This window comes from Hyphomicrobium sp. 802, from assembly GCF_000526135.1.
GTDB lineage: Bacteria > Pseudomonadota > Alphaproteobacteria > Rhizobiales > Hyphomicrobiaceae > Hyphomicrobium_B.
This window is the reverse complement of the sequence record NZ_JAFM01000001.1, coordinates 3,797,830-3,810,835: the sequence shown is the minus strand read 5'-3', so window position 1 is coordinate 3,810,835 and position 13,006 is coordinate 3,797,830. Positions and strand designations below refer to the sequence as shown.

The window sequence follows — 13,006 nt, the reverse complement described above, 5'->3', positions numbered from 1 at the left end:
GCTGTTTTGGCTGCGAGCGCCGGGAGGGGATCGCAGCACGGCGAGCATGTTGTCAATGGTATCCGCCTGCGACCCGGATAGTTTCGCCCGAGACCCAGCCGGAATTGTCCGAAGCGAGGAATAGCACGACCTTGGCGACATCATCGGGTTGTCCGATCCGGCCGAGAGGCGTTCCCGCAACCATCTGTTTCTCCAAATCGGAACCGATGAGGCCCAGCGTATGAACGCCTTCCGTTTCGACGGGGCCGGGAGCGATGCCGTTGACACGGATTTTTCTCGGACCGAGTTCCGCGGCAAGCACGCGTGTTACGGCGTCGACCGCCCCTTTGGTCGCCGAATACGAAACCGACGTCGGCATTGAGCCAGTGCTCGCAACAGAGCTAACGTTGATGATGCTGCCGCCGTTCGGACCGAAATTCTTGAGTGCTTCTCGCGCTGCTAAGATGGTGCCGAGGACATTGATGTTGAAGAGACGGTGGAACTCTTCTTCGGTCAGAGCGTCAAGAGGCTGAAAAGCATAGACCCCGGCGTTGTTGACCAGGATATCGAGTGAACCGAATGCTTTTTTTGTTTCGGCGAAAATGTGCTCGACATCCGCTGCCTTGGCGACGTCGCCCTTGACGGCAATTGCCTTCCCGCCCTTGGCGGTAATGTCCGCGACCACACGGTCGGCACCCTCTTTGCTCGAAGCGTAGTTGACTGCGACGGACGCGCCCGCCGCCGCTAATGCTCGCGAAATTTCAGCGCCGATGCCCTTCGACGCGCCGGTAACGATGGCGACCTTGCCTTGTAAGCTGGCCATATGCTTTCTCCTGCTTTGGATTGTCGCAATTGTGAAACTATTGATCCCGAATCATTCGGCCGGGGCGGCCGAAGGGTGACCGTGCGATTGGGGTGAATGCGCCACCGGAGCCGAGACATCGCCCGTATGCTTCAGCGGTCTGTTGCCGCTGAGCTTGCGCAGGATGACGTAGAACACCGGCGTCAGGAATATGCCGAATACCGTCACGCCGATCATGCCGGAAAACACGGCGACGCCCATGGCACGCCGCATTTCCGCGCCCGCTCCGATGGAAGTGACAAGCGGCACGACGCCCATGATGAAGGCCATGGAGGTCATCAAGATCGGTCGCAGCCTGAGCCTGCTTGCTTCGATCGCGGCCTGCACCGGATTGCGTCCGGCAAATTCCAGCTCTCGTGCAAATTCCACGATGAGAATGGCGTTCTTCGCCGACAAGCCCACGAGCACGATCAACCCGATTTGCGTGAAGACGTTATTGTCCCCGTGCGAGAGGTAGACGCCCGTGATCGCCGCCAGCAAACCCATCGGCACGATCAAGATGATCGACAGCGGAAGCACGAGGCTTTCGTACTGCGCCGCGAGCACCAGGAAGACCAGGAACACAGACAGCGGGAAGACCCAGATGCCGGAGTTACCGGCAAGAATTTCCTGATACGTGAGATCAGTCCACTCGAACCCGATGCCTTTGGGAAGGACCTGCGCCGCGATGCGCTCGACAGCCGCTTTCGCTTGCCCTGATGAATACCCCGGCGCCGCGCCGCCATTCACGTCGGCCGTCAGGAAACCGTTGTAACGCATGGCGCGTTCCGGTCCGGCAATCTGCTTGATGTTGAGCAACGCCGAAAGCTGGATCATCGCGCCGGAATTCGAACGGACTTTCAGCAAGCCGATGTCTTCGGGCCGCGCGCGATACTTTGCGTCCGCCTGCACGCGCACCGAATACGTGCGTCCGAATTTGTTGAAGTCGTTGACGTAGAGCGATCCGAGATAGATCTGCATCGTATCGAACACGTCTTGCACAGCGACGCCAAGCTGCCGCGCTTTCGTGCGGTCGATGGCGGCGTAAAGCTGCGGCACGTTCACCTGATAGGACGTGAAGATGCCGGCAAGTTCCGGCGCTTTGTTCAAGGCCGCCGTGAAATCCGTCATTGCCTTGGTCAGCGCGTCGTATCCCAAGCCTGCGCGATCTTCGACCTGCAGCTTGAAACCGCCGATGGTTCCGAGCCCCTGCACCGGCGGCGGCGGGAACATGACGATGAACGCATCTTTGATGACCGCATATTCCTGATTGAGCTTACCCGCGATGGCCGGCCCGCTGAGATCGGGCGATCGCCGCTCGGCAAAGGGCTTCAGCGTCGCAAAGACGATGCCGGAGTTCGAGCTGTTGGTGAAGCCGTTAATCGACAGACCTGGGAACGCCACCGCGCTTTCGACGCCCGGCGTCTTCAACGTGATGTCGCTCATCTTGCGAATGACGTCTTCCGTCCGATCGAGCGTTGCGCCATCGGGAAGCTGCGCAAAGCCGACGAGGTACTGCTTGTCCTGTCCCGGCACGAAGCCGCCGGGGACCGACTGGAACAGACCGTAGGTTACGCCGATCAAGCCGAGATAGATGAAAAACGCCAGCGCCTTGTGGCCAAGGATGCGTTTGACGCCGCCGCTGTAGGCATCAGAGCCCCAGCTGAAGGCGCGGTTGAAGCGTCGGAAGAACCAGCCGAATGCGAAGTCCATGCCGCGCGTCAGCCAGTCCTTCGGCTCATCGTGTCCTTTGAGCAGAACGGCGGCGAGAGCAGGGGAGAGCGTCAGCGAATTGACGGCCGAGATCACCGTCGAGATCGCAATCGTCAGCGCAAACTGCTTGTAGAATTGTCCTGTCAAACCTGTGATGAGCGCCAGTGGCACGAACACCGCGACGAGCACAAGCGCAATGGCGATGATCGGTCCGGACACCTCGCGCATGGCCTGGATGCTCGCGTCGCGCGCCGACAGGCCGTTCTCGATATTGCGTTCGACGTTTTCGACGACGACGATCGCGTCGTCCACCACGATGCCGATAGCGAGCACCAGCCCGAACAGGGTCAGCGCGTTGATCGAAAATCCGAACACATGCATCACCGCAAAAGTGCCGATGATCGACACCGGAACGGCAATCAACGGAATGATCGACGCACGCCACGTCTGCAGGAACAGAATAACAACGAGAACGACCAGCGCCACCGCTTCGAGCAGCGTGTGAATGACGGCCTCGATTGACGCCCGCACGAACTGCGTCGGATCGTAAACGATCTGGTAATCGACGCCTTCGGGCATGTACTTCTTCAGTTCCGCCATCGTCGCGCGGACGTTGTCTGAGATCTCGATGGCGTTCGAGCCGGGCGACTGAAAAATCGGAATAGCGACAGCCTGCTTGTTGTCGAGCAGCGAGCGTAGCGAATAATCGGCGGCGCCAAGTTCAATGCGCGCAACATCGCGCAGGCGCGTCACCTGATTGTTATCACCTGCTTTGACGACAATGTTGCCAAACTCCTCTTCCGTCGTCAGGCGTCCTTGCGCATTGACGGAAAGCTGGAAATCGAGGTTCGGAAGCGACGGTGATGAGCCGACGACGCCCACGGCGGCTTGCACATTTTCGGCGCGCACGGCGTTGACGATGTCCATCGCAGAAAGGCCAAGCTCCGCAGCCTTCGCCGGATCGACCCAAACGCGCATCGAATAGTCGCCCGAGCCGAATAGCTGCACGTCGCCGACGCCGTTGATGCGCGCCAGGCGATCCTTGACGTTGATCACCGCGTAGTTGCGCAGATACGTCATGTCGTAGCGGTTGTTTGGCGACAGCAAGTGCACGACCATCGTCAGGTCGGGCGAACTTTTTACCGTTGTGATGCCGAGCGCGCGTACGTCTTCAGGCAGGCGCGGCTCCGCCTGTGCAACGCGGTTTTGTACCAGCTGTTGCGCCTTGTCAGGATCGGTTCCCAGACGGAACGTCACCGTGAGTGTCATCAAGCCGTCGGTCGTCGCCTGGCTGCTCATATAGAGCATGCCTTCGACGCCGTTGACCTGCTCCTCGATTGGAGTCGCAACGGTTTCCGCAATCACCTTTGGGTTGGCGCCCGGATAGTTGGCGCGTACCACGACCTGCGGAGGGACGACCTCTGGATATTCCGAGATCGGCATTGCCGGCAGCGAAATCAGGCCGCCGAGAAAGATTAACGTCGACAGCACGCCCGCGAAGATCGGACGGTCGATAAAGAACTTCGAGATATTCATGACAAGCGTGCCTGACGAGGTTGGTATGAAGCCTTGCTGTGTTGAGGCTTATTGTTGAGGAATGTCGGCGGACGCGTGCTCTTCCGTCAGCGGCTGGCCGTTCATTGCCACTGACTCCGGAGCCACTTCGTCGCCAGGCTTCACGTGCTGAAGACCCGCGACGATGATGCGATCGCCCGTATTGAGGCCTTTCGTGATGATGCGCAGATCGTCCGTCATCGCGCCGAGCTTCACTTCGCGATAGACAGTCTTGTTGTCCGGGTTGACGATCATCACGTACTTTTTGTCCTGGTCCGTTCCGATCGCCCGTTCGCTGATCGCGACCACCGGCGCGGGTTGGAACCGGGCCAGCCGGACGCGAACGAATTGCCCGGCAATCAGCCGCCCATCGCTATTGTCGAAGCGCGCGCGCAGGCGCACGGTGCCGCTCCCGACGTCGACTTTATTGTCGACGAACTGAAGCGCGCCCGGCTGCCAGGCGCCTTCGTTGATGGCGGTCGACATCTGGACGGCGATCTTCTCAACGTGCGCCGTCGCGTTGGCTTCCGGCGAGAGCGTCGCAAGGGCGCGCGCGACGACGTTTTCATCGGCATTGAAGCTCGCGTAGATCGGATTGACGGACACGAGCGTCGTCAGCAGCGGCGCGTTTGGCCCAGCCTCGACAAGATTGCCGACTGTAATCTCTCGACGCCCCACGCGCCCGGAAACCGGCGCGCGCACTTCCGTCCATTCGAGATTGAGTTTCGCAGTCCGCAGCGCCGCTTGCGCGCTTTTCAGATTGGCGACGGCCGCATCGTAGGCGTTCGCGCGCGTATCGAGTTCGCGTTCGGAAAGCGCATCGCCGATGATCTGCCGTGCGCGCGCAACGTCGGCCTTGGTGAAGACCACCTGAGCTTGTGCAGCCGCGACGACGCCGTTCAGCCGGTCCACCTCCGCTGCATAAGGCGCCGGGTCAATCGTCACCAGCGAGTCGCCAGCCTTCACCATCGCGCCTTCGCGGAAGTGAATGGCGACGATCTGCCCGGCGACGCGGGGGCGCAGATCGACACGCTCGACTGCTTCGAGGCGACCTGAGAATTCATCCCAGACGCTTGCCTCGCGCGCCTTGACGGTTGCGACCGAAACGGCGACCGGGGCGTGAACTGATGCCTCTTGCGCGAAAGTCGCGTCGAACGGCACGCCGACGAGTGCTATCGCGACTGCTGACGCCGCTAGGCCGTTCAAAAATTTGGATCGTGTTTTGCTGCTCATGATCGTCGATCTCTTCGAGGTTTGCTGGTCGCACGGACCCAAGACCGACCCTTGCCGGACCGGCCGTGCGCGCGAAAATTTGGGGAGCGAGAACGCCAGCCGCTGCGCCGGCTGCCGTTCTCGGACAGCTTCAGGAGAAATTGTCGAGGCTGAGCCCCGGATGCCAACGGTCGTCACGCTCGCTGAATTCAGTCGGCGTCGGCGCCCGGCGATATCCACAGGCGGATACAACAAACGGGACGTGATCCTCGTCGGCCATTGGCTCGCCGGCGCGACTTGCGAACCATCCTGTCAAACCCCGAAGGGCCGCTGCGGTCGAAAAAGTGAGAGAGCTTTTCATAACGAGCGCGTTCCCTATATATACCGAGCGGTACGGATATAGGTCGCGGTAAGGTGCTGTCAACTACTATTTGTACTGATGAGTACGTAAATGTATAGTGGGTCGGCGAAGAAAACGAAGTTCGGGAGAGAAGCGGTGCAAAAAGAAGCGGTGCATAAAGGCCGCCCGCGCGAGTTCGACGTCGACAAGGCGCTCGACAAGGCGCTCCACGTCTTCTGGCAGCATGGCTATGAGGGCGCCTCCCTGTCGGATCTGACGGAGGCCATGGGCATCAGTCGCCCAAGTCTCTACGCGGCCTTCGGCAACAAAGAGGAGCTTTTTCGCCGCGCTCTTGACCGCTACGCCGAAAAGGGCCCAGGCGCGATCCAGTCGGAAGCCCTGGCGGAACCGACCTCTAGAAAGGTCGTCGAACATCTTCTGCATTCGGTCGTGATGTCGCTGACCGACCCCTGTAATCCTGCCGGATGCCTTGCCGTACAAGGCGCGCTGACATGCAGCTCGGCCGCTGAATCGATCAAGCAAGAGCTTTGCAAACGCCGTTCCGAAGCTGAGGAAAATCTCCGCTGTCGCTTTGAGAAAGCCAAGGCAGAGGGCGATCTTGGCGCCGATTCAGATCCTGCCGCCCTCGCGCGTTACGTCTCGACCGTGACCCAGGGCATGTCGGTGCAGGCCTCGGGTGGTGCCTCTCGCAATGAGCTGCTTGCCGTCGCGGAGATGGCCCTGAAGGCCTGGCCGGCCTGATGGCAGACATGCCGCGAACCGCGCTTGCCTGCGGCGGCCAGGTCTTGTAGGTCGCGCCAGGCACGGCCACGACTCTTCACAACTGAAAATAATCGGCGGAGCATGCGCTTATGGCGAATGGGTTGATCACGCGTCTTATCGGAAACCGATCTCGCCGAGCGGGTTTCAACGCAGCAGCTTTGGTCCTCGCCACGCTGGCGATATCGCCGCTGTCGGCAGTCGATCGCGCGTCGGCCGACGAGACCTGTCCTGACCGCAATGCGGGCCTCAAGCTGCCCAAAGGATTTTGCGCCACGATTTTCGCCGACAATGTCGGCTCACCACGCCACTTGGCCGTTTCCGCTGATAACGTCGTTTACGCCAATAACCAGAAATCGTTGCTTGCGCTTAAAGACACGAAGGGTGTGGGGCACGCCGATGTCATCGAAAAATTCGGACCGGCCGGCGAGGGCGGCACGGGCATCGGCGTTTACAGGAATTGGCTCTATGCCGAGATCGGTGATGAGATCGTTCGCTATCAGTTGAAACCCGGCGAAATCGTTCCCACCAGCAAGCCAGAGGCGATTATTTCGCAGTTGCCTATCGACGGCGATCACCGGCCGCGCCCGTTTGCAATCACGCCTAAAGGCGAGATGTACGTCGATCTCGGCTCGGCGACGAATTCTTGTCAGGAAGACAACCGCACCAAAGGGTCTCCCGGCATCGACCCGTGCACCGAGCTTGAAACGCGCGCCGGTATTTGGCGTTTCGATGCCGATACGCCGGGCCAGATCTTCTCATCCGCTCAGCGTTACGCAACAGGTCTGCGAAACGCCGAAGGCATCGACTACGGCGCAGACGGCCGCCTCTACGCCACCCAGCACGGGCGCGATCAGCTTTATCAAACTTGGCCGAAGCTTTACTCATCCGAGCAAAGCTCCGATCTTCCGGCCGAAGAACTCGTCGAAGTGCGCGACGGCGGCGACTACGGCTGGCCATATTGTTATTATGACGGTTTTCAGAAAAAACTGGTTCTCGCACCGGAATACGGCGGTGACGGCGGCAAGGCCGTTGGGCGCTGCGCCGACAAACTCCCGCCGGTTGCCGCCTACCCAGGACACTGGGCGCCGAACGATCTGAAAATCTATAAGGCGAAGCAGTTTCCTGACACATATCAAGGCGGCGCATTCATCGCCTTCCACGGTTCGTGGAATCGGACGTCGGGCGGCCAGCAGGGCTATAATGTCGTCTTCCAGCCCTTGAAGGACGGCAAAGCCTCTGGCCCGTATATCATTTTTGCTGATGGCTTCCGGAACGGAGACGGAACAGGCGTCGAGCACCGTCCGACAGGGCTTGCAGTCGGTCCCGACGGTGCGCTTTACGTTGCCGACGACGCTGCCGGTCGCATCTGGCGGATCGTCTACAAAGGCTGACGTTTAAATCGTATTCGCGAGCGGGGCGCGGAGACTTGGCAGCAAAAGACATCGCGTTCCTGACAGGCGCTTCGGGCTTCGTCGGCTCGGCCGTCGCGCGCAAACTTCTCGACGATGGGTTTGCGGTGCGCGCGCTGGTTCGTAAGAGCAGCAATCGCGCTAATCTCGCAGACATTCCGCTCGACGTCGTCGAAGGCGATATCCGCGATGCGGCTCTCGTCGAAAAGGCCATGCAGGGCGCGCGTTACGTCTTCCACGTAGCCGCCGACTATCGCCTGTGGGCGCCCGATCCTGAGGAGATCGTCAGAACGAATACGGAAGGCACGCGCGCCATCATGAGTGCTGCGCAGACGGCCGGCGCCGAACGGATCGTCTACACATCGAGCGTCGCCACGTTGCGCTTGGCCGGCGATGGTACGCCGTCCGACGAAACGATGCCGCTCAAGGCAGAAGACGCCATCGGCGCCTACAAGAAAAGCAAGGTGCTGGCCGAGCGTCTCGTCGAACGCATGATTGCCGACGACAACCTGCCCGCGGTTATCGTTAATCCCTCCACACCGATCGGCCCCCGCGACGTGCGGCCCACGCCGACCGGCCGCATTGTCGTCGAGGCTGCGGTGGGCCGGATGCCTGCCTACGTCGAGACGGGCCTGAACCTGGTCCATGTCGATGATGTCGCGGAAGGTCACGTTGCCGCCTTGAAGAAGGGGCGAATTGGCGAGCGATATATCTTGGGGGGCCAAGACATGACGCTCGGGCAAATGCTCGCTGAAATCGCGCAACTCGCCGGACGCCGCGCGCCGACGATCAAGCTGCCGCGTGAACTGATCTATCCGATCGCCTATGGCGCCGAACTCGCCGCCCGCGTGACGGGCCGCGAGCCTTTCGCGACTGTCGATGGCTTGCGCATGGCGAAGTACAAAATGTTCTTCTCCTCCGCGAAGGCGGAGCGCGAGCTTGGCTATCGGGCGCGTCCGGCACGCGAAGCTTTGGCGGAAGCCTTCAATTGGTTTCAGCGCGCGGGGTACCTCAAGTGACCGCGCTGACCGTCATCGCAAGTATCGGCCTCGCCGCGTGGCTCTATCTTCTCCTTTTTAACGGCGGCTTCTGGCTGAGCAGCGAACGCGAGGAAGCTGAGCAGAACAAATATCCTGAACCCAAAGTTTGGCCGCGCGTCACAGCCGTTATCCCGGCGCGTAACGAAGCCGATATGCTGCCAGGATCTCTAGCGTCGCTCGTTAAGCAGGATTATCCCGGCGCCTTTTCGATCGTCCTTGTCGATGACCAGAGCACCGACGGGACCGCCGACGTCGCTCGCGCCATTGCCGCGGCGTCGAACCGCGAGATCACCATCGTCAACGGCGCACCGCTGCCGCCACGCTGGACCGGCAAAGTCTGGGCCATGCATCAAGGCATCGCGACGGCATCGGCAGGAGACGCGCCGCCGGAATACCTGCTCTTGACGGATGCCGACATCGGCTATCGTCCCGATGTTCTGAAATCGCTGGTCGTTGGCTCGACCGCGAATGGCCGCGCCATGACGTCCGTGATGGCTAAGCTCAAATGCGACAGCCTCGCCGAGCGGTGGCTGGTTCCCGCCTTCATCTTCTTTTTCGAGATGCTTTACCCGTTTCGTCGCGTCAACCGGCGCGCTGATCGCACGGCCGCAGCAGCCGGCGGCTGCATGCTTGTCGAACGCACTGCACTTGAGCGCGCCGGCGGCATCGCTGCCATCCGAGGCGCCCTTATCGACGACTGTGCACTCGGAAAACTGTTGAAAACGCAGGGCCCGATTTGGCTTGGACTTTCCGACCGTGTCCTGAGCCTCAGACCCTATGAGGCCTTCGAAGATATTCGCCGAATGGTTGCGCGATCGGCTTACGCCCAGTTGCGTTATTCGCCGGTTTTGCTGGTCGGAACGGTCCTCGCGATGCTCGCAATTTATGTTGCGCCGCCCGCTCTGGCTGTACTCGCCGGTTATCCAGCGAATATGCTCGCTGCCGTAACGTACCTATTGATGTTTATCGCATATCAGCCGACGTTGCGCTTTTACAACCGTTCGCCACTTTGGGGCTTGGCGCTACCACTTATTGCGACGGTGTATGTGGGTTTCACGTTAGATTCGGCGTATCAGCATGTACGGGGTCGAGGCGGTCTGTGGAAGGGCCGCGTTCAAGCCGAAGTAGGGCGGCAATGACAGTCGATACGAAGTACAAATCCGGCAAGTCGGAGGGTGACGAGAACTTTCCCGTCGCTTCGCGTATCGTCGCTGCGCGCCATCGCGCGCCGATCCTGGCGTTCTACCGTTTTGCTCGCGCCGCTGACGACGCAGCCGACCATCCGACGCTCGATCCGCAATCGAAGCTTTCGATCCTTGCTGCACTTGAAGACACGCTACTCGGTCGTTCCGATGCTGCAACGGATGCGATCGCGCTGCGCGAGCAGCTGCAGCTTCGAAACCTCAGCTCGCAGCATGCGCTCGATCTTTTGAAAGCCTTCCGCCAGGACGTCACGAAGCTCCGCTACGAGACGTGGGAAGAACTTCTCGATTATTGCCGCTATTCGGCGATGCCGGTCGGCCGCTTCGTGCTCGATGTCCACGGCGAGTCCAAGTCGACGTGGCCGGCATCGGACGCGTTGTGCGCGGCACTGCAGATCATCAATCATCTGCAGGACTGCGCGAAGGACTATCGCAATATCGACCGCGTCTACATTCCGCGAGTGGATCTCGCCGCGCATGGCATCGGTGTCGAAGCGTTGGCGGAACCGCAGGCATCTCCCGCGCTTCTGGCGTGTATCCACGCTCTGGCCGAGCGAACCGAGACGCTGATGCCCGATGCCGCGTTGCTTCCGCCGGGCGTTTCCGATCTTCGTCTTGCCGCCGAGACGTCTGTCATTGTTGAACTCGCGCGCAAGCTGATTGCCATTTTGAAAACGCGCGATCCATTGTCGGAGCACGTGCATCTGTCAAAATTGCAGGCGGCGATGGTCGCTTCACGCGCCACAGCTGCTACGGTCGCGAGCCGGGCTCTTGCACGTTTCGCGTTTTCGAAGTCGACGGGGATGATGCCGCATGAGCGCTGAAGTTGATACCTTGAGTGTCGAAGACGTTCCGGCAGCGGCAAGCAGCTCATTCTATGCCGCGATGCGGGTGCTCCCGCGCTCGCAACGGGATGCGATGTATCACGTCTACGCCTTTTGCCGGGCGGTCGATGACGTCGCCGACAACGGCGGCTCGCGCGACGTGCGCCACGCCGACCTCGAACGCTATCGCACCGACATTGAGCAATTGTACGCTACCGGCCGCACGACGCCGCGCACGCGCGATCTGCTCCTGCCGATCCGGCAGTATGGTCTTCTGATGGACGATTTCATCGCGGTCATTGACGGCATGGAGATGGACATCCTCCGCGATCTACGCGCGCCGGAATGGAAAGTTCTCGATCTCTATTGCGATCGCGCCGCCTCTGCGGTCGGACGTCTGTCTGTGCGCATTTTCGGCATGGATGAGAAGCCGGGGATCGAGCTGTCGCACAATCTTGGCCGTGCTCTGCAGTTGACGAACATTCTGCGCGACATCGACGAAGACGCCGCGATGGGCCGCCTCTATTTGCCCAAGGAAGCGCTGCGTGATGCCGGCATCGACGACACATCGATTGACGCCATTCTTGCCAATCCGGCATTGGATCGTGTCTGTCGCGGCATCGCCGAGATCACACGGAAATATTACGATCGCTCCGAAGCGATCATGGCCGCCGCGCCGCGTCGCGCTGTGCGGTCGCCGCGCATGATGGCGACGGTCTATCGCGGGATTCTCGAAAAGCTGATCGCCCGTGGCTGGAAAGCGCCGCGCGTGGACGTGCGTCGTTCTAAGCGCACAGTCATCTGGGCGGTTCTGCGTGACGGCATCTTCTGAATGACGAACGGCACCGTTCACATCGTCGGGGCCGGTCTCGCCGGCCTTTCGGCGGCGGTTGCGCTGGTCGGTCAAGGACAAAAGGTCGTCGTCCACGAACTCGCGCGCCACGCAGGCGGCCGCTGCCGATCCTATTTCGAGCCGGCGCTCGGAATGACGATCGATAACGGCAATCATCTTCTGCTGTCGGGAAACGCCAGCGCGCTTGCCTTTCTCGACAAAGTCGGCGGCAGGCATCTCCTCGGTGAGCCGCAGCACGCCGAATTCCATTTCTTCGACCTCGCTGCCAAAAACAGCTGGGTGTTGCGGCCGAACGACGGCCCTGTGCCGTGGTGGATATTCAGCAAGGACCGCCGCGTGCCGCAGACGCGGGCGAGCGACTATCTTCGCCTCGGCCGCCTCTTGAAGGCCGCACCATGCGAAACGGTCACGGAAAAGATCGACTCGAACTCGGTGCTCTATAAGCGGCTGATGGAGCCGGTACTGCTTGCGGCGTTGAATTGCGATCCTAAGGAAGGGTCGGCGCAACTCGCAGCTGCCGTCATTCGCGAAACGCTCGGGCGGGGCGGCAAGGCCTGCCGTCCGCTGTTCGCCGCCAATGGTCTGGGACCCGCGCTCGTCGATCCGGCAATTTCATTCATCGAGAAAGACGGTGGCGAAGTACGCTTCGATCATTCTCTTCGCGCCATCGAATGGCAGGACGCGCGCGCTCGCGCCTTGCAATTCGACGACGGCCGGGTCGAGTTTGGTCGCGACGATCGCATAGTCCTCGCCGTACCGGCCTGGGTGGCGAAAACGCTTGTCCCCGAATTGCGCGTGCCGACCAAATACCGTTCGATCTTCAACGCCCACTTCGCATATCCATCGCCGAAAGGCGTGCCGAAGATTACCGGCGTCATCAATGCTACGACGGAATGGCTGTTTGCCTTCGACGACAGGCTATCGGTAACGGTTAGCTCAGCCGATCGCTTCAACGAAGCCGAGCGCGAGCCACTCGCCCGCCGCATCTGGTCCGAGGTTGCGACAATCGCCGGGATCGACGCTGACCTTCCGCGATGGCAGATCGTCAAGGAACGCCGTGCGACGTTTGCGGCAACGCCGGACGAGAACGCCCTGCGACCTCGCGCGCAAACGCACTGGAAAAACCTTTTTCTTGCCGGAGATTGGACCGCCACCGGCCTTCCCGCGACAATTGAGGGCGCGATAAGGTCGGGCGAAACCGCTGCCAAACTGGCGATGGCGACACAACTCTGATACGACGCTCGGACTTCTGGAGA

The 13,006-nt window shown here is 60.8% G+C and carries 10 protein-coding genes; 7 read left to right on the top strand and 3 right to left on the bottom strand.

Going from position 1 to position 13,006, the window contains the following annotated elements; genetic code table 11:
- Positions 1-52 precede the first annotated feature (52 nt).
- The 3 genes from HYP802_RS0119405 to HYP802_RS0119395 are packed head-to-tail and all read right to left on the bottom strand — an operon-like array spanning position 53 to position 5,320.
- Positions 53-802, bottom strand: coding sequence for a glucose 1-dehydrogenase (locus tag HYP802_RS0119405; protein ID WP_013949384.1), 750 nt, complete (start codon positions 800-802; stop codon positions 53-55).
- Between the two features lie 51 nt (positions 803-853).
- The gene (locus tag HYP802_RS0119400) at positions 854-4,069 is read right to left on the bottom strand and encodes an efflux RND transporter permease subunit (protein ID WP_013949383.1); all 3,216 of its coding nucleotides are present in this window, start codon (positions 4,067-4,069) and stop codon (positions 854-856) included.
- 48 nt (positions 4,070-4,117) lie between these two features.
- On the bottom strand, positions 4,118-5,320 hold the full coding sequence (locus HYP802_RS0119395) for an efflux RND transporter periplasmic adaptor subunit (protein WP_013949382.1): 1,203 nt from the start codon (positions 5,318-5,320) through the stop codon (positions 4,118-4,120).
- 490 nt (positions 5,321-5,810) lie between these two features.
- Here HYP802_RS0119395 and HYP802_RS0119390 point away from each other — a divergent pair, with 490 nt between their 5' ends.
- From HYP802_RS0119390 to hpnE, 7 genes are all read left to right on the top strand, one after another.
- Positions 5,811-6,401: a TetR/AcrR family transcriptional regulator gene (locus tag HYP802_RS0119390; RefSeq protein ID WP_029671113.1), complete on the top strand. Its 591-nt coding sequence runs from the start codon at positions 5,811-5,813 to the stop codon at positions 6,399-6,401.
- Positions 6,402-6,511: 110 nt separating this feature from the next.
- Positions 6,512-7,813: a PQQ-dependent sugar dehydrogenase gene (locus tag HYP802_RS0119385; protein ID WP_013949380.1), complete on the top strand. Its 1,302-nt coding sequence runs from the start codon at positions 6,512-6,514 to the stop codon at positions 7,811-7,813.
- Between the two features lie 35 nt (positions 7,814-7,848).
- Positions 7,849-8,850 carry a hopanoid-associated sugar epimerase gene (hpnA, locus tag HYP802_RS0119380; protein ID WP_024276363.1) on the top strand — a complete coding sequence of 334 codons (1,002 nt, stop codon included), beginning with the start codon at positions 7,849-7,851 and terminating at the stop codon, positions 8,848-8,850.
- Positions 8,847-10,010: a glycosyltransferase gene (locus tag HYP802_RS0119375; protein WP_024276362.1), complete on the top strand. Its 1,164-nt coding sequence runs from the start codon at positions 8,847-8,849 to the stop codon at positions 10,008-10,010. Before hpnA ends, HYP802_RS0119375 begins: the two co-directional genes overlap by 4 nt.
- A complete protein-coding gene (gene hpnC, locus HYP802_RS0119370) occupies positions 10,007-10,897 on the top strand; it encodes a squalene synthase HpnC (RefSeq protein ID WP_024276361.1) in 891 nt (296 codons plus the stop codon). Before HYP802_RS0119375 ends, hpnC begins: the two co-directional genes overlap by 4 nt.
- Positions 10,887-11,729 carry a presqualene diphosphate synthase HpnD gene (gene hpnD / locus HYP802_RS0119365; RefSeq protein WP_024276360.1) on the top strand — a complete coding sequence of 281 codons (843 nt, stop codon included), beginning with the start codon at positions 10,887-10,889 and terminating at the stop codon, positions 11,727-11,729. The genes hpnC and hpnD overlap by 11 nt, the downstream gene beginning before the upstream one ends.
- Positions 11,730-12,983: a hydroxysqualene dehydroxylase HpnE gene (gene hpnE, locus HYP802_RS0119360; RefSeq protein WP_024276359.1), complete on the top strand. Its 1,254-nt coding sequence runs from the start codon at positions 11,730-11,732 to the stop codon at positions 12,981-12,983.
- The last annotated feature ends 23 nt before the right edge of the window (positions 12,984-13,006 follow it).